Genomic DNA, 17,619 nt, shown 5'->3' with positions numbered 1-17,619 from the left:
TCTACTCCGTCACACGGCGCGCGGCTTCTACCGCGCCGTGCTCTCTCAACGACAGGAAGGCCCCGGTCACCGCCTCGACGAAGCGCCGGTCGTTCGCCAGAGCCTCGGGGAAGACCGCCGACAGGGTCAGCAGGGCGCGAACCTCAGCCTCGTCGTTCTCCGACGCCGCGATCAACTCGGCGGTGCGCGCCGCCAGCGGATCATCGACCACCACGGCCTCGCCGCTCTCGGTCACGCCCTCCTGCCAACGCATCCAGGCGGCGACGCCCAGGGCCAGGGCCTCGACGCCCTGTCCCGCCGCCAGTCTTTCGGCCATGCCCGCCAGCAGTCGTTGCGGCAGCTTCTGCGACCCGTCCATGGCGATCTGGCGCGTCCGGTGCATCAGGGCCGAGTTGGAGAACCGGGCCATCAGTTCGTCGCGATAGGCCGACACGTCCAGGCCCGGCGGCGGGTTCAGCGTCGTCTGCGCCTCGTCCCACAAAGCCTCGATAAAGGCGCGGAAGGCCGGGACAGCCACGGCTTCATGCACGTGCTCGTAGCCGGACAGGGCGCCGAGATAGGCCGTCGCCGAATGCGCCCCGTTCAACAGGCGCAGCTTGGCGTCCTCCCAGGGCTCGACCGCGTCGGTCAGTTGCACGCCGAAGGCGGCGAAGTCGGGCCGCTCGCCCGCGAACCAGTCCTCGATCACCCACTGGGTGAAGGGCTCGGCCTTGACCATGCCCGGGTCTTCAACACCGAGGCGGGCAGCCAGGCGGGATACGTCGTCAGGAATGGTCGCCGGGACGATCCGGTCGATCATGGTCTGGGGGAAGGCGCCCTCGGCCTCGATCCACTCGGCCAACGACGGATCAATGCGACGGGCCATAGCGATGACGCCGGCCCGGATGCGCTTGCCGTTGTGGGGGATGTTATCGCAGCTAATGACGGTGAAAGGCTTCAGCCCCGCCGCCTTCCTCGCCCGCAGGGCCGCGACGATGAAGCCCGGCGCCGTGCGCGGCGCGGAAATATCGACCAAATCGACGGCCACGTCAGGATCATCCAGCAGCAGGTCGCCAGTCGCTGGATCCAGGCGATAGCCCTTCTCGGTCACCGTCAAGGTGACGATGTGGACCTCGGGCCCGGCCATGGCCGCGACCAGAGCGGCGGGGTCTTCCGGCCCGACCAGAACGCCTCGGCCGGCGCCGATCACCCGCAGATGCTCCTCGGCCCCGTCGCGCACGACCAGGGTGTAGAGCCCGTCCTGCGGGTTCAGTTGATCCCTCACGCCCGGCGACCTCAGCGAGGCCCCCAGCACGCCCCAGCGCAGGTCGCCGCTCGCCAGGGCGTCGTCGAACACCACCGCCTGATGGGCGCGATGGAAGGCGCCGATGCCCAGATGAACCACCCCGGTCTTCACCTCAGCACGATCATATTCCGGTCGCGCGACGTCGGCGGGCAGGCCCGACAGGGCCGCGTCAGTCAGGCGGGTCACAGCTTGTAGGCCGCCTTGACCAGACCATAGGTCAGGGCGTGGGCCAGTTCGTGGGCCTCGTCCTCCTCCATGCGGTGTTCGACCACCAGCTTGGCCAGGAAGCCGCAGTCCATCCGCCGGGCCACATCGTGGCGCGCCGGGATCGACAGGAAGGCGCGCGTATCGTCGTTGAAGCCGACGGTGTTGTAGAAGCCCGCCGTCTCGGTGACCTGCTCGCGGAACCGGCGCATGCCCTCGGGGCTGTCGTGGAACCACCAGCTCGGCCCAAGCTTCAGCGCCGGATAGTGACCCGCCAGCGGAGCCAGCTCGCGGCTGTAAGAGGTCTCGTCCAGCGTAAACAGGATCAGGGTCAGGCGGGTATCCGAACCAAAGCGGTCCAGCAGCGGCTTCAGCGCCCGGACGTAATCCGTCTGGGTCGGGATATCGCAGCCCTTGTCGCGGCCGAAGCGGTTGAAGACCGTGGCCGAGTGGTTGCGGAAGCTGCCGGGGTGAAGCTGCATCACCAGCCCGTCCTCGACCGACATGGCGGCCATCTCGGTCAGCATCTGGCCGCGGAACAGCTCGGCGTCGGCGGCGCTGGCCGGGGCGGTCGAAACGCGCTTGAACAGGGCCTCGGCTTCCGCCTTCGACAGATCGGCGGTGAAGGCGGTCGGATGGCCGTGGTCGGTCGAGGTGGCGCCCATCTCGATGAAGAAGGCGCGGCGGTCGCGCAGGGCCTGCAGATAGCCCTCCCACGACATCGTATCGCGGCCGGTCTGCTCGGCCAGGATTTTCAGATTGTCGCGGAAACCCTCGTAGTCCGGGTCCAGCACAGGGTCGGGGCGATAGGCGGTCAGCACCCGCCCCTTCCAGCCCGAGGCGTTAATGACCTTGTGGTGCTCCAGCGCATCAAGCGGGCTCTCGGTCGTGGTCAGGACCTCGATGTTGTAGCGATCGAACAGGGCGCGCGGCTTGAAGGCGTCGGTCTTCAGCGCGGCGTCGATGACGTCGTAATAGTGACCCGCCGTCTCGGCCGACAGGCGCACGTCGATGCCGAAAGCCTCGGCGTAGACCCAGTCGTGCCACATGCGCGAAGGCGTGCCGCGGAACAGGTGATAGTTCTCGGCGAAACGGCGCCAGATCTTGCGCGGATCAGCCTCGACCGGGCCGCCGTCGGCGCGCGGCACCCCCAGGTCCTCCATCGCCATGCCCTGCGAGTGCAGCATTCGGAAGACGTAGTGGTCGGGCGTGATCAGCAGCTCGGCCGGGTTGGCGAAGTTCTCATTGCCTGCGAACCAGCTAGGGTCCGTGTGGCCGTGCGGGCTGATGATCGGCAGCCCCTTCACCTCGGCGTAAAGGCGGCGCGCGACGGCCCGCGTGTCGGCGTCGGCCGGAAACAGGCGGTCGGGGTTCAGGCGAAGCGGCTGGGTCATGCGACAACTCGAGACTGGATTTCGGACAGTCAGAGCAGGACGCAAGGCTCAGCGAATCGCATTGCCGCCGGACCCATTGATCCGAATCCGACAGGGCCGCTTCCCCTTTCGCCGCCCCTCTGACGGGGGTGGTCGTTTGGTTCTTTTCTTCGGGCGCAGAACCGTCGTGCGGCTCCGATGCGATCAGCGTTCGTCATCATCTTGCCACACGCCGGAAACTGTGCGTAGCTTTATATGACACCGGTGGCAGAGGCTGACAAACGCCAAATGACACCGGTTCCCGCGATCGCGGAGGCTGGAACGGGGACGCACGATCCTCGAAAGGCCCAACTGGGAGGAGGACACAGATGACCCACCACGCTACCCGTGCGCGTTACGCGCTGACCCTCGGCGCCTCGCTGGGCGCCCTGACCCTGGCCCTGGCCAGCGGCGCTCACGCCCAAGAGGCAAGCCCCGCCCAGGAACAGGACGCCACGACGGTCGATGAAATCGTCGTCACCGGCTTCCGCGCCAGCCTGCAGAACGCCCTGAACATCAAGCGCCGCGAAGCCGGCGTGGTTGACGCCATCTCGGCCGAGGACATCGCCGACTTCCCCGACACCAACCTGGCGGAATCCATTCAGCGCATTCCCGGCGTGTCGATCGATCGCGACGCAGGCGAAGGCCGCTCGATCACCGTGCGCGGCCTGAGCTCGGAGTTCACCCGCACCCGCATCAACGGCATCGAGGCCCAGGCCACGACTGGCGCGACCGACTCCTCGGGCGGCGTGAACCGCGGCCGCGGCTTCGATTTCAACGTCTTCGCCTCGGAACTCTTCAACAACATCACGGTCCGCAAGACCGCCTCGGCCGAGGTCGAAGAAGGCTCCCTGGGCGCCACCGTCGACCTGCGCACCGCGCGCCCGTTCGACTATCAGGGCTTCACCGCCGTCGCCTCGGTGCAGGGCGGCTACAACGACCTGTCCGAAGAGTGGAGCCCCCGCTTCGCCGGCCTGATCTCCGACACCTGGATGGACGGCAAGTTCGGCGCCCTGCTGTCGCTGGCCTACAGCGACAAGAGCTCCATCGAAGAAGGCTTCAGCTCCGTCCGCTGGGGTCCCGCCAACGGCGACAACGGCTTCCAGAACCCCACCGCCCTGCCCGGCGGTTCGGCGGCCGCCGGCGGCCTCTTCCACCCGCGCATCCCGCGCTACGGCCGTTTGAGCCATGAACAGGAGCGCATCGGCGCGACTGCGTCGCTGCAATGGCGCCCGTCGGACGCCACGACCGTCAGCCTGGACGCCCTCTATTCCAAGCTCGACTCGACCCGTCAGGAGAACTTCCTCGAAGCCTGGTCGCTGAGCCGCAACGCCTCGCAAGGCGGCAAGCCCCAGGTCGACATCGTCGAGGCCGTCGCCGACCCGGAAACGGGCGAACTGGTCTATCTGCGCCTCGACGACATGGACATGCGCACCGAGGAACGCTTTGACATCCTCAAGAGCGAGTTCTCGCAATACACCCTGGAAGTCGAACACGACTTCTCTGACAGCGTGCGCTTCAAGGGCGTGGCTGGCCGCTCCAAGTCGGAATTCGGCAACCCGCTGCAGGTCAACGCCATCATCGACCACCAGAACGGCGACGGCTGGTCGATCGACTTCCGCGAGAATCGCGACCTGCCCAAGATCGTCTATGGCTTCGACGTCACCGATGCGAACCAGTGGACCATCACCGGCCCGGCGGGCGCTCAGCCGCTGTCGGAACTGCGTATCCTGTCGAGCGAGCAGAGCAACACCTACACCACCTTCGAAGGCGGCTTCGAGTTCGACATCGACGAGCGCATGACCTTCAAGGTCGGGGCAAGCTACAAGGAGTATCAATCCGAAGGTTCGGGCTACGCGCGTCAGACCAATGCGGTGCCGGCCATGCCGGCTGGCTCCTCGATCGGCAGCCTGACCTACCTGCTCGACGGCTTCGGCAAGAACCTGGACCTGCCTGAAGGCTCGGCGACGGCCTGGATCTCGCCCAACCTCGACGCCATCATGAAGGCCTATGGCGCCGACTGCCTGTGCAACACCGGTGTTGCGGGCGGCGATTTCCGCCTGCTGGGCCTGGAGAACGGCTCGACCGCCCTGGGCAACTGGCGCGACGTGACCGAGAAGGACACCGGTCTGTGGGCGCAGCTGGACTGGAACACCGAATGGGCCGGCATGCCGGTTCGCGGCAACTTCGGCGCCCGCTGGGTCAACACCGAGGTCGAGGCCGCCGGCTACTCTGCACTCAGCGGCGTGACCACCCGCGTCTCGGGTTCCAACAATTATGATGACATCCTGCCGTCGCTGAACCTGTCGATCGAACCGATCGAGGACGTCATGGTCCGCTTCGGCGCGGCCCGCGTCATGTCGCGTCCGCCCGTCACCAGCCTGGTGCCGGTCTTCTCGCTGAGCGCGCCGAACGCAGCCAACCGCACCGCGTCGCTGGGCAACGTCAATCTGGACCCCTACCGCGCCGACACCTTCGACCTGTCGCTGGAATGGTATTTCGCGCCGGAATCCCTGCTGTCGCTGGCGCTATTCTACAAGGACATCTCCACCTATGTGCAGACCACCCAGCAGACCCTGACCTATGCCGAACTGACGGCGATGAACCCGGCGGCCTTCCCGGCGGCTGCGGATCGCCCCGTCTCGGACCAATACGTCTTCAGCACCCCCACCAACACGCCGGGTGGACCGCTGACGGGCTTCGAAATCAGCTACCAGCAGCCCTTCACCTTCCTGCCGGGCGCCTTCTCGAACCTGGGCGTGCAGGCCAACTTCACGCACGTTGAATCTGAAATCGACTACTGCACCACGGCCGCCTGCAACGTCTATGTGACGGCCAACCTGGTGAACCTGTCGCCCGACGCCTGGAACGCCACGCTCTATTATGACGACGGTCGCTTCAACGCCCGCGTCTCGGCCGCCTATCGCGACACCTATTACCAGCAGGTTCCGGGCGCCAACGGCGGCACGCGCGGCATCGCGGTCACCGGCAAGACCGAGACCCTCAGCATCGACGCCTCGGCCTCCTTCGACGTCAACGACAAGCTGGCCCTGTCGATCGAGGGCATCAACCTGACCGACGAGTTCAACCGCCAGAACCACGGCGAACTCGATGGCGTGCGTGACAGCACCTACGTCTATCATCACACGGGCCGTCAGGTCTTCGTGGGCGCCCGCTACAAGTTCTGATCCGACTTACATCGCACTCCTGAGCGGTGAACTCGGCGCTGGCGGTCTGACCGCCAGCGCCTTCTTTTTTGCCCGGGCTCGATCAGCTTCAGCGCGCCGGGCGGCAGTGCTCGACAAAGCCGGCGACGAACCGCGTCAGACGACGGCGCGCTTCCTCATCGATCAACCGGCCCTCTGCATCGAAGGCGGCCCCCGCATGCGGCACCAACATGCGACCGCCGAACCAAGGCGCGGTCCCCAGGGTGCGCAGGACAGGCAGCCAGGCCGACTGGCTCATCACCGTGCCGAACGGCCCCGGCGAAGCGCCGAGCACAGCCACCGGCCGTCCTCCGAATACCCGGTCGATGTCCGAGGCCGGCCGGCTGAGCCAATCGATAGCGTTCTTGAAAACGCCGGGCATGCCGTTGTTGTACTCGGGCGTGAACAGCAGCAGGCCGTCGCTGCCAGCGATCAGATCCTTCAACGCGACCACCGCCTCGGGCAGACCGTGATCGCGCTCGACGTCGCCGTCATACAGGGGGATCCCCCGGATCGAGCCTTCGATCAGGTCCACGCCGTCCGGCGTCAACCCTTGCGCCGCCCGCAGCAGGGCGCTGTTGTAGGAGCCCGCCCGCAGGCTGCCCGATACTCCGATCAGACGCATCAGTCGCTCGTCTCCGCAAAGGCATAGGGAGTCGCGCGCGGCGACGCTTGGGTTTCACCGTGAATCTGCTGTTCGGCGCAACCCTGGACGAGGAAATCGAGCAGCAACCTTACCGAGGGCAGAAGCCCGCGCCGCGACGGGAAGACCGCATGGACGATCCACTTCTTGGGTCGCCAGTCGGGCAGTAGGTCAATCAGGCGCCCTGCCTCCAGATCGCGCGCCACCGCCACGCTTGGCAGCAGGACGACGCCGAGCCCTTGTAGCGCCCCCTCGTGCAGCATGTGCAGGTCGTCGGTCACCAGACGCGGCGCGTGGCGCACCGAGGCGGTCATCCCGTTTCTGTGGTTCAGGACCCAGACGTGGTCGCGATGCGCCGGGCCGAAATCCAGACTGGGCCAGTCGCTCAGATCCGCCGGGCCGCTCGGCGGCGCGAACCGCGCAATCAGTGCAGGCGAGGCCACCAGACGATGCACGCTCTCGTCCAGCTTGCGCATGACCAGGTCGGTAACCTCCAGCGGCGGCTCGCGCACGCGAATGGCCAGGTCAAAGCCCTCGCCGATGACGTCGACCCGGCGGCTGGTGCTGTGCAGATGCACCTCGACCTCGGGATAGACGGCCATGAAGCGGGCGATCAGCCCGCCCATCTGATAGGTCAGCAGCCCCGGCACGCAGGCGACGCGGATGACCCCGCGCGGCTGGGCCGCCACATTGTCGATCACGGCTTGCGCCGCCTCGGCCTCGACCAGCATGGCCAGGCAGTGACGATAGTATTCCTGACCAACCTCGGTGACCGAGAACTTGCGCGACGAACGCTGGATCAGGCGCGTGCCCAACTGGTCCTCCAGAAAAGCGATGCGTCGGCTCAGCTTGGACTTCTGCATCCCCAGGGCCCGCGCCGCCGGGGCGAAGCCGCCGTGGTCCACCACCTGGACGAAGTAATAGAGGTCGTTGAGGTCTCGCATCGTTCTACTGATAGGACGCAGCGAGGCAATTTCACAATCTGTCTCGATGAGCGTCCCTCAACTACAAGCTCCATTACGTGATCACACATGGTCAAAGAGCCATGGTCAGCCCGGTGATTTGTGTCCAGATTGTTCGCGATCTCGTCCAGGAGCAGAAGAATTCCATGATCGAACTCGTCATCGACCAGCGTCGCAAGGACCTCGGCGGTTTCGAAGTGGGCCGCGTCCTGCCCTACGCCAAACGGCGTGCCGTCGGCCCCTTCGTCTTCTTCGACCACATGGGGCCGGTCGACATGCCCGCCGGTCTTCCCAAGACCGTGGACGTGCGGCCGCACCCGCACATCGGCATCTCGACCCTGACCTATCTGTTCGACGGCGAGATCACCCACCGCGACAGCCTGGGCGTGCAGCAGGACATCCGTCCCGCCGAGGTCAACTGGATGACCGCCGGCAGCGGCGTCACCCATTCCGAACGCTTCGAGCGCGCCCGCCGCGAAGGCGCCCGCCTGGAGGGCATCCAGGCTTGGGTCGCCCTGCCCGACGGCCAGGAAGAGATCGACCCCTCCTTCCAGCACGTCGGCACCGCCGACCTGCCGACTTGGAGCGAGGACGGCGTCAAGGGCCGCCTAGCTGCAGGAGAGGCCCTGGGCATGAAGGCCGGTGTCAGCACCTTCTCGCCCCTGCACTATCTGCATCTGGAACTAGAGCCCGGCGCCCGCTTCCAGACCCCGGCCGAGCATTCCGAAAGCGCGGTCTATGTCGTCTCGGGTCTGGTCGAGATCGACGACGGCCGCCCCCTCGGTCACGGCCAGATGGCGGTTCTGGAAAAGAAGGTCGCCTCGGTGATCTGCGCCCTTGAACCCTCAACCATCATGGTCCTGGGCGGCGAGCCGGTCGGCGAACGCTTCATCGACTGGAACTTCGTCTCCTCGTCCAAGGATCGCATCGAGCAGGCCAAGGCCGACTGGCGCGCCGGGCGCATGAAGCTGCCCGACATGGACGATCAGGAGTTCATCCCCCTGCCGCCCGACCCGACCCCGCCCGCCAATCCCATGTCCTGACTGGAAACGCCCCGCATGGCCGTCGCCCAAGCCCATATCGGAACCGCCCGCTACCGGACCTCGATCCGGACGGGCGGCGAGTTGAAGCACGAACTGACCGCCGACGAGCCCGAACGCCTGGGCGGCGCCGACAGCGGCCCGGCGCCCTTCGACCTGCTGATCTCGGCCCTTGGCGCCTGCACCGCCATTACCCTGACCATGTATGCGGAGAAGAAGGGCTGGCCGCTGGAGGGGCTGGATATTCGCCTGGAGTATCTGGGCGGCGAGACTCCGCCGCGCATCGAGCGCGTCCTGGCCCCCACCGGACCGCTGGACGAGGCCCAACGCGCCCGGCTGGCCGACGTGGCCGAACGCACCCCCGTCACCCTGGCCATCAAGAACGGCGTGCCGGTCCACACCACCTTGGCCGCCTGAAGCTGCTCAGATCAGGCCGGCGATCCGGCTGATGGTCGGAATGTCGAAGTGCGCCTCCAGCACCTCGGCGATCCGGTCCAGGGCGCGATCAACGCGCTCGATCTGGTCCGCGCCGTCCGATGGTGCGCCGAGATCGGCCAGGATCGCCGCCCGCGCCACGGCCTGATCGAACAGGCCGTGGACATAGAGGCCAGCGATCCGTCCATCGGACGAAACGGCGCCGTGCGGCCGTCCGTCAATGCGGGCGAAGGGCCGCGCCGTATCGGGACCCTCGGTCTGGCCGATGTGAATCTCATAGCCTGCGAACGCTGCGTCCGAGGCCGCCAGACTCCCCGCGGTCTGGCGCAGCGTCTTCTCACCGGCCAGCACGGTCTCAACGTCGAGCAGGCCCAGCCCCGGCGCCGAACCCGCCACCCCCTCGACGCCGTCGGGATCGCTGATGGTCCGCCCCAGCATCTGATAGCCGCCGCAGACGCCCAGCACCCGTCCTCCGCGCCGCACATGGGCGGCGATGTCCACGTCCCAGCCCTGAGCCCGCAGGAAGGCCAGATCCGCCAGGGTCGCCTTTGTCCCCGGCAGGATGATCAGATCGGCGTCGCCCGGCAGGGCCGTGCCGGGCGGGACGAAGCCGAAGTCCACGCCCGGCTCATGCCGCAGCGGGTCGAAATCGTCGAAATTGGCGATGCGCGACAGCATGGGAACGGCGATGCGGACGCGCCGCCCCGCCCCACTTCCGGCCGCCCGGTCCAGCACCACGGCGTCCTCGGCGGGCAAGGATCGCGCATCGGCCAACCAAGGCGCCATGCCCAGATCGGCCCAGCCGGTGCGCCGGCGTATCTCGGCGCGCCCCTCATCAAACAGCGCAGGATCACCGCGGAACTTGTTGATTAGAAAACCCTGGATGATGGCGCGGTCGCCGTCGTCCAGCACGGCGTGGGCGCCGACCAGGCTGGCGATCACATGGCCCCGGTCAATGTCGCCGACCAGAACCACCGGCACGTCGGCGGCGCGGGCGAAGCCCATGTTGGCGATGTCGCCGGCGCGCAGATTGGTCTCGGCCGGGCTGCCCGCCCCCTCGACGATGACCAGATCAGCCTCGGCCTGAAGACGCTGGAAACTGTCGAGCACCACGTCCAGCAGGATAGCCTTGCGGTCCTGATAGGCCGCCGCCTGCCAAACGCCCTCGACCCGGCCGCGCACGACCAGTTGCGCGCCCGTGTCGCTCTGCGGCTTCAGCAAGACGGGGTTCATGTCCACCGTCGGCGGGGTGCGGCAAGCCAAGGCCTGCAACGCCTGCGCCCGGCCGATTTCACCCACATGGCCTTCGGCGTCCGGCGCGGTGACGGCGGCGTTGTTGGACATGTTCTGCGGTTTGAACGGTCGCACCGTCAGGCCACGGTTGACGAACAGGCGGCACAGGCCCGCGACCAGCACCGACTTGCCCACGTCCGAGCCGCAGCCCTGAATCATCAGCGCCGCCATCGGCCCTCCCCTCAAGTCCAGTGACGCCAGTAGGGCCGCCCGCTTGCCCGGGTCAACCAAAGACACGGCAAGCGTCGCCGTGGTTTGCAGAGCGGGCGCGCATGGCGTCAAATCCCCGCGTAATTGATTCTTGGGGGTTCTGAATGAAACGTCTGCTCGTCGGCCTGTCGGCCCTGTGCATCGCCACGCCCGCCCTGGCCCAGTCGGTCGACCGCGTCGCCATCAACGGCATCATCGACCAGGGCCTGAACCACAGCGAGGTCATGCAGACCGCCGCCTACCTGACCGACCGGATCGGCGGGCGGATGACCAACTCGCCGCAGATGCGTCAGGCCGAACAGTGGAGCCAGCAGCAGTTCCGCGACTGGGGCCTGTCCAACGTCCGCGCCGAGGGCTTCGAGTTCGGCCGCGGCTGGTCGATCGTCCGCTCCAGCGCCCGCATGACCGCGCCGCGCCCGATCGAGCTGCGCGCCATTCCTGTGGCCTGGACGCCCTCGACCAACGGGACCATCAGCGCGGGCGTCGTCGTCGCCCCGATCACCAAGGTCGAGGACTTCGACAAGTGGCGCGGTAAGCTGTCCGGCAAGATCGTCATGCTGACCCGCCCGGACACGGGCTCCGAGCCGACCGAGCCGGCCTTCCGTCGCTGGACCGACGCTGAGTTGCGCGACCGCAATACCTACAGCCAGCCGCAGCACGCCCACGTCCCCGTCGAACGCCAGGTGAAGATGGCCGAGTTCGCCGCCCGCCTCGACGCCTTCCTGGTCGAGGAAGGCGCGCGTGCCTGGGTGCGCATGTCGCAACGGGACGGCGGCCTGCTGCACGGGACCGGTTACACCTATCAGGTCGGCGCCACGCCCAAGCTGCCGGGCATGGAGATCGCCGCCGAGGACTATCGCCGCCTCGCCCGTCTGGCCCTGACCGACACCCCGCCCATGCTGTCGCTGCTCAGCGAGGTCCAGTTCCACGACGAGGACGTCAACGCCTACAACATCCTGGCCGACATTCCCGGCACGGACCGCTCGGGCGAGTACGTCATGGCCGGCGCCCACCTGGACAGCTGGGTCGCCTCGGACGGCGCTCAGGACAACGCCGCCGGCAGCGCGGTGGTGATGGAGGCCGCCCGTATCCTGTCGCAGCTGAAGGTCAAGCCCAAGCGCACCATCCGCTTCGCCCTGTGGAACGGCGAGGAACAGGGCATCCTGGGTTCTCTGGCCTATGTCGACCGCTATCTGGCCACGCGCGCGCCAGCGTCGGATCCGGCCCTGGCCGCCCTGCCCAACAACCGGACCTGGCGCAACCGCTGGCCCGTCGAGCCGCGCCCCGGCTATCGCGACCTGGTCGCCTACTTCAATCTGGACAACGGTTCGGGCAAGATCCGCGGCATCAACGCCGAGGGCAATGTCGCCGCCGCCCCCATCTTCCAGGAATGGCTGGCCCCGTTCGCCAGCATGGGCGCCACCACGGTCTCGCTGCGCCCCTCGGGCGGCACCGACCACGTCTATATGCAGACCGTGGGCGTGCCCGGTTATCAGTTCATCCAGGACCCGCTCGACTATTCCAGCCGCATCCACCACACCAGCATCGACAGCTATGACCACCTGAAGCCCGAAGACCTGCGTCAGGCGGCCGTGATCCTGGCCAGCTTCCTGCTGAACGCGGCCAACCGCGACGCGCCCCTGCCGCGCATGCCGCTGCCGACCGAACCCACGCCGACGGATCCCTTCGCCTATCCGGCGGACTAAGCGACCCAAGCCGCCTCCCTCGACCAAGGGAGGCGGCTTTTTCTAATCCAGCGCCGGCGCTCGTTCTCTTGAGGCTGCGGCGTCGAACAGGCCGGACATATCGAGCCGCTTGTTCATCAGATTTTCGAGGGTGTAGCCGTCCAGCACCTTCATGAAGGCCGCCAAGGCCTGGGCCAGAGCGCCAGTGAGACCGCAGGCCGGGGCGATGATGCAACTGCCGCAGTCCACCAGATCAAAGCCGTCCTCGGTGTGGCGAACCACCGCCCCGATATTGATCTCAGACGGAGCCCGCGCCAGGCGAACCCCGCCTGAACGCCCGCGCACGCTGACCAGATAGCCCGCGCCGGCCAGATCGCTGACCACCTTCATCAGGTGGTTCTGGGATATGCCGTAGGCGCCCGCGATCTCGGCGATGGAGCACAGACGGTCCTGCCGTGCGGCCAGATAGAGCAGCACCCGCATAGCGTAGTCAGTGTATCGCGTGAGGCGCATTCGATCTCCGGTCAGCGCGTCATCCCGCCGCACGAAATTATATGCATTCTGATTGCATCTTTCAAACGCGACCTATAGATGCATCTGTAATGCATCAATGGAGCGAAGCCGATGACCGGCCACTCGCAGATCGACCGCCGCGCAGCCATCCCCTCCCTGGAGCAGGCGCAGCTTCACCGCTCAGAACGCATTAGCGCGCCGCCCACCGGCTGACGCCGCGCAGACGCCTCAAACTCTCTCACATCGCTATCGTCCAAGGAGACCCTGATGTCGCAAGCCCTCAGCGAGCGTACGATCACGCTTGTCAAAGCCACCCTGCCCGCCCTCGAAGCCCACGGCATGGACATCGTGCGCGAGATGTATTCGCGAATGTTCCAAAACCCCGAGATCCGCGACCTGTTCAACCAGTCGCACCACGACGCCAACGGCTCCCAGCCCCGCGCCCTTACCGGCGCCATCCTGGCCTATGCCGCCAATATCGATAACCTGGGCGCCCTGGCCGCCGCGGTCGAGCGCATCGCCCAGAAGCACGTCGGCCTGCAGATCCTGCCGGAACACTATCCCCACGTCGCCAACGCCCTGCTGGGCGCCATCGCCCACGTCCTGGGCGAAGCCGCGACGGAGGAAATCCTCAACGCCTGGGGCGAGGCCTACTGGTTCCTGGCCAATATCCTGATCACGCGCGAAGCCGCCATCTATGACGACCTGGCCGCCGCCAACGGCGGCTGGAAGGGATGGCGCGCCTTCGAGATCGCCGAGATCAAACCCGAGAGCAGCCTCATCACCTCCTTCGTGCTGAAGCCGGTGGACGGCGGTCCGGTGCTGCGCCATCAGCCGGGTCAGTACCTGACCTTCTGGTTCGACATTCCCGGCCAGCCGCCGGTGAAGCGCAACTACTCCATTTCGTGCGCGCCAAACGACGCGACCTATCGCATCTCGGTCAAGCGCGAGCCGCACGGCCTGGCCTCGGGCTGGCTGCATGACAACGCCCGCCCCGGCATGGTGCTGAAGGTGTCGCCGCCGGCCGGCGAGTTCTTCCTGCCGGAACAGGTCGAGCGCCCGGTTGTCCTGCTGTCGGGCGGGGTCGGCCTGACGCCCATGGTGTCGATGCTGGAGACCCTGGTCGAGCGGAACCCCGAGGTTCAGGTCCACTATGTCCACGGCACGCATGGCGGCCAGACCCACGCCATGGGCGAACACGTCCAGCGCCTCGCGGCCTCGCGTCCCGGCGTCAGCAGCAGCACCTTCTATGAGGCTCCGGCTGGGAACGACGCCCAGGGCGTCCACTACGACCATGAAGGCCTGATCGACGGCGCCTGGCTAAGCGCCCAGACGCCGATTCAGGATGCCGACTACTACCTGTGCGGACCGCGCCCCTTCCTGCGCGCCCTGGTCACGCAACTGTCCGAGGCAGGCGTTCCGAACGATCGCATCCACTATGAGTTCTTCGGCCCGACCGACGAACTGCTGGCGGCCTGATCCTGCGAGTTCCGGGCCGTCGATCGGCGGCCCGGAAGCCTCACCGGCCCGGCTCGGGGCTGAAGTATTTCTCGAACTTGCCGGTCTCAGTTTCATAGTCGGCGCGGTCGGCGGGCGGCTCGCCCTTAACCGTGATGTTGGGCCAGACCTTGGCGTAGTCGGCGTTGATGGTCAGCCACTTGCCGTCCGGCCTATCCTCGGTGTCGGGCTTGATGGCGTCGACCGGGCATTCAGGCTCGCAGACGCCGCAGTCGATGCAGTCGTCGGGCGAGATGACGAGGAAGTTCTCGCCCTCATAGAAACAGTCCACGGGGCAGACTTCGACACAGTCCATGAACTTGCACTTCACGCAGGCGTCGGTGACGAGATAGGTCACGGGCGAAATCCAGTCTGGCGGCGGCCTAGAGCCAGCCGCGTTCCTCAAGAAGGCGGCGCACCGCATCGGCCGCCTGCGACGACGACAACTGCTCCGTGGCCAGGGTCAGGTCGGGCGCGCGGGGCGCTTCATAGGGGGCAGCGACCCCGGTGAAGCCCGCAATGGTCCCGGCCGAGGCCCGCGCATAGAGCCCCTTGGGATCGCGCGCCCTGCAGCTTTCCAGCGAGGCGTCCACGAAGACCTCGACGAAACGGCCCTCGTCAAACCGCGCTCGCACGGCGTCGCGATCCGCCTGGCGCGGCGAGATCAGGGCGCAGATGGCGATGACGCCGGCCTCGGCGAACAGTCGCGCCGCCTCGCCGGTCCGCCGCACGTTCTCAGCGCGGTCGGCGTCGGAGAAGCCGAGATCGCGGTTGAGGCCGTGGCGCAGGTTGTCACCGTCCAGCAGCACTGTGCGGCAACCTCGCCCATGCAGGCTCTGTTGCAACGCCTGAGCCACGGTGGACTTGCCGGCGCCGGACAGCCCGGTCAGCCAGACCACGCCGCCGCGATGGCCGTTAGCCAGTTCATGCGCCTCACGCGAGACGGCGGCGGGGCTTTGATGGATATGCGCCGCCTGGCCCGAGACGCCCGTGACCACCCCGGCGGCGACGGTGACGCCCGAGGCCCGGTCGATCAGAACGAAGGCGCCCTGGGCCGGGTCCTGATGAAAGGCTTCCACCGCGACCGGCGACGGCAGTGTCAGGCGACCGTCAGCCACCTCGTTGGGCGCCAGCGCGACCGCGGCGTCGGACAGGGACAGGCCCGCAGCCAGGGTTCGGGTGCCCAGCTTGACCTGATAGCGGCCCGCCGGATTGAAGGCCTGATCCCCCATCCACAACAGCCGAACGTCCAGCCGATCCGATGCGGCAGGCCTATCCTCGACCGGCGCCAGGACATCGCCGCGCGCCACATCGACATCCTCGGCCAGCACCAGGGTCACGGCGTCGCCGGCGCGGGCGACGGCGACCTCGACATCGCCCGACAGGATGCGCGCCAATGTCGCCGTCCGTCCGCCGGGGCAGACCGCCAAGGCGTCGCCCACCTTCACCTCGCCCGAGGTGATGGTCCCGGCATAGCCGCGAAAATCAGCGTGAGGCCGGTTCACATACTGTACTGACAGACGGAAGGGCCGTGCAGCGCCGGTTTCGGCGACCGGCAGGCTTTCCAGCGCCTGGATCAAGCTGGGGCCGCCGTACCAGGGCGTGGCGGCGGACCGCGCCGTCAGGTTGTCCCCCCTACGCGCGCTGACCGGAATGGCCGTCACCGAACGAAAGCCAAGATCAGCGACCAGATCGGCATAGACCTCGCGAATACGCTCAAACGCCGACGGATCATCCGCGACCAGATCGATCTTGTTGACCGCCAGGATGACATGGCGAATGCCGAACAAAGCCACGATGCGGCTGTGGCGCGCCGTCTGGGCCGTCACGCCCTTGACCGCATCGACCAGCACGACCGCCGCATCGCAGGTCGAGGCGCCGGTGGCCATGTTGCGGGTGTATTGTTCATGCCCCGGCGTATCCGCGACAATGAAGCTGCGGCGCGGCGTCGACATGTAGCGATAGGCCACGTCGATGGTGATGCCCTGCTCGCGCTCGGCCTCCAGACCGTCCAGCAGCAAGGCGTAGTCGAGGTTCGCCCCATCGGTGCCGAAACGGCGCGAGTCGCGTTCCAGCGTCGCCAGCTGATCCTCGGGCACCTGGCCGGTCTCGAACAGCAGCCGCCCGATCAGGGTGGACTTGCCGTCGTCCACCGACCCGCAGGTCAGAAAGCGCAGCAGGTCGCGCTCCTCTCGCCGGGTTTGCTGCGGGAAGGCTGTCACAGCGCCGTCCATCAGAAGTAGCCCTCGCGCTTCTTGCGCTCCATCGAGGCGGTCTCGTCGGCGTCGATCAAGCGCCCTTGCCGCTCGGATTGCCGACTGGTCCGCAGTTCGCGAATGACGGCGTCGAGACTGTCAGCTTCGGACTCCACGGCCGCGCTCAGCGGATAGCAGCCCAGGGAGCGGAAACGGACGCGGCGCAGTTCCGGCGTCTCGCCCTCCCGCAGCGGCAAGCGCTCGTCGTCACGAACGATCAAGGCGCCGTCGCGCACCACCACGGGGCGCAGGGCCGAGAAATAGAGCGGCACGACGGGGATGCCCTCAGCCTGGGTGTATTCCCAAACATCCAGCTCGGTCCAGTTCGACAGGGGGAAGACGCGCAGGCTCTCGCCTGGTCCCAGGTTCGAGTTCCACAGCCGCCACAGCTCCGGCCGCTGACGACGCGGGTCCCAGCTGTGGTCCGCGCCCCGGAAGGAGAAGATGCGTTCCTTGGCCCGCGACTTCTCTTCGTCGCGACGGGCGCCGCCGATAGCGACGTCGAAGCCGTGCAGGTCCAGCGCCTGTTTCAAGGCGTCGGTCTTCATCGCCTGAGTATGAGCCGACGACCCCGAGGTGATCGGGCTGATCCCGCGCGCCAGGGCCTCATGATTGGTGTGGACCAGCAGCCGTGCGCCATAGAGGCCCGCCACATGGTCGCGGTGGGTGATCATGTCCCGGAACTTCCACGTCGTATCCACGTGCAGCAGAGGGAAAGGCGGGCGCCCCGGATAAAAGGCCTTGGCCGCCAGATGCAGCAGGACGCCCGAGTCCTTGCCGATCGAATACATCATGACCGGGTTGCGCGCCGTCGCCGCCACCTCGCGCAGGATCTCGATCGCCTCGGCCTCAAGCCGGCGCAGATGCGGGGGCAGGACGCGACGCGCGGTGGCGTCTCTCTGCTTTTCGACGGTCGCCTGCATAGGCTGCGGTCCTCACTGGTCGCCTTGAACGAGGGGTATTTGAAGCGTGCAGGGCC

General features: G+C 67.2%; 14 protein-coding genes. 5 read left to right on the top strand and 9 right to left on the bottom strand.

Translation table 11 applies throughout. From position 1 onward, the window contains the following. Position 1: 1 nt before the first annotated feature. Both RTY13_RS13900 and uxaC read right to left on the bottom strand, forming a co-directional pair. Entirely contained in the window at positions 2-1,471 is a 1,470-nt protein-coding gene (locus tag RTY13_RS13900; RefSeq protein ID WP_312784255.1) for a mannitol dehydrogenase family protein, read from the bottom strand. Further along, positions 1,468-2,883 (bottom strand): glucuronate isomerase, encoded by a 1,416-nt coding sequence (uxaC, locus tag RTY13_RS13895; RefSeq protein ID WP_312784254.1) that lies wholly within the window; start codon positions 2,881-2,883, stop codon positions 1,468-1,470. Before uxaC ends, RTY13_RS13900 begins: the two co-directional genes overlap by 4 nt. A 347-nt stretch (positions 2,884-3,230) precedes the next feature. On the opposite strand from uxaC, the gene RTY13_RS13890 reads away from it, so the two are divergent. Next, positions 3,231-6,089 (top strand): TonB-dependent receptor, encoded by a 2,859-nt coding sequence (locus tag RTY13_RS13890; RefSeq protein WP_312784253.1) that lies wholly within the window; start codon positions 3,231-3,233, stop codon positions 6,087-6,089. A gap of 88 nt (positions 6,090-6,177) precedes the next feature. On the opposite strand, the gene RTY13_RS13885 is transcribed toward RTY13_RS13890, so the two are convergent. Together RTY13_RS13885 and RTY13_RS13880 are read right to left on the bottom strand one after the other, a co-directional pair. Then, complete coding sequence (locus tag RTY13_RS13885; protein ID WP_312784251.1) at positions 6,178-6,732, bottom strand: NADPH-dependent FMN reductase; 555 nt, start codon at positions 6,730-6,732, stop codon at positions 6,178-6,180. Beyond that, entirely contained in the window at positions 6,732-7,694 is a 963-nt protein-coding gene (locus tag RTY13_RS13880) for a LysR substrate-binding domain-containing protein (RefSeq protein ID WP_312784250.1), read from the bottom strand. The genes RTY13_RS13885 and RTY13_RS13880 overlap by 1 nt, the downstream gene beginning before the upstream one ends. A gap of 164 nt (positions 7,695-7,858) precedes the next feature. Here RTY13_RS13880 and RTY13_RS13875 point away from each other — a divergent pair, with 164 nt between their 5' ends. Both RTY13_RS13875 and RTY13_RS13870 read left to right on the top strand, forming a co-directional pair. Then, a complete protein-coding gene (locus tag RTY13_RS13875; RefSeq protein WP_312784249.1) occupies positions 7,859-8,755 on the top strand; it encodes a pirin family protein in 897 nt (298 codons plus the stop codon). Positions 8,756-8,770: 15 nt separating this feature from the next. Continuing rightward, a complete protein-coding gene (locus tag RTY13_RS13870; RefSeq protein ID WP_312784247.1) occupies positions 8,771-9,169 on the top strand; it encodes an OsmC family protein in 399 nt (132 codons plus the stop codon). A gap of 6 nt (positions 9,170-9,175) precedes the next feature. Here RTY13_RS13870 and RTY13_RS13865 read toward each other — a convergent pair whose 3' ends face one another. After that, entirely contained in the window at positions 9,176-10,651 is a 1,476-nt protein-coding gene (locus RTY13_RS13865; RefSeq protein WP_312784245.1) for a cobyric acid synthase, read from the bottom strand. Positions 10,652-10,794: 143 nt separating this feature from the next. Between RTY13_RS13865 and RTY13_RS13860 the strand changes: the two genes are divergently transcribed. Then, on the top strand, positions 10,795-12,396 hold the full coding sequence (locus RTY13_RS13860; RefSeq protein WP_312784244.1) for a M20/M25/M40 family metallo-hydrolase: 1,602 nt from the start codon (positions 10,795-10,797) through the stop codon (positions 12,394-12,396). Positions 12,397-12,438: 42 nt separating this feature from the next. Here RTY13_RS13860 and RTY13_RS13855 read toward each other — a convergent pair whose 3' ends face one another. Beyond that, positions 12,439-12,888: an Rrf2 family transcriptional regulator gene (locus RTY13_RS13855; RefSeq protein ID WP_312784243.1), complete on the bottom strand. Its 450-nt coding sequence runs from the start codon at positions 12,886-12,888 to the stop codon at positions 12,439-12,441. A 267-nt stretch (positions 12,889-13,155) separates the two neighbouring features. Here RTY13_RS13855 and hmpA point away from each other — a divergent pair, with 267 nt between their 5' ends. Next, entirely contained in the window at positions 13,156-14,367 is a 1,212-nt protein-coding gene (gene hmpA, locus RTY13_RS13850; protein WP_312784241.1) for an NO-inducible flavohemoprotein, read from the top strand. Positions 14,368-14,407: 40 nt separating this feature from the next. On the opposite strand, the gene fdxA is transcribed toward hmpA, so the two are convergent. From fdxA to cysD, 3 genes are read right to left on the bottom strand one after another with little or no spacing between them, the layout of a single operon-like run. After that, entirely contained in the window at positions 14,408-14,743 is a 336-nt protein-coding gene (gene fdxA / locus RTY13_RS13845; protein ID WP_312784240.1) for a ferredoxin FdxA, read from the bottom strand. 25 nt (positions 14,744-14,768) lie between these two features. Further along, positions 14,769-16,619: an adenylyl-sulfate kinase gene (cysC, locus tag RTY13_RS13840; RefSeq protein WP_312784238.1), complete on the bottom strand. Its 1,851-nt coding sequence runs from the start codon at positions 16,617-16,619 to the stop codon at positions 14,769-14,771. Beyond that, positions 16,619-17,563: a sulfate adenylyltransferase subunit CysD gene (gene cysD / locus RTY13_RS13835; RefSeq protein ID WP_312784237.1), complete on the bottom strand. Its 945-nt coding sequence runs from the start codon at positions 17,561-17,563 to the stop codon at positions 16,619-16,621. The genes cysC and cysD overlap by 1 nt, the downstream gene beginning before the upstream one ends. Positions 17,564-17,619: the final 56 nt, after the last annotated feature.

Source organism: Brevundimonas sp. (genome assembly GCF_032055285.1).
In the GTDB taxonomy this organism is placed as follows: Bacteria; Pseudomonadota; Alphaproteobacteria; order Caulobacterales; family Caulobacteraceae; genus Brevundimonas.
The sequence above is the reverse complement of the archived record's forward strand: the minus strand, read 5'-3'. Positions and strand labels throughout refer to the sequence as shown.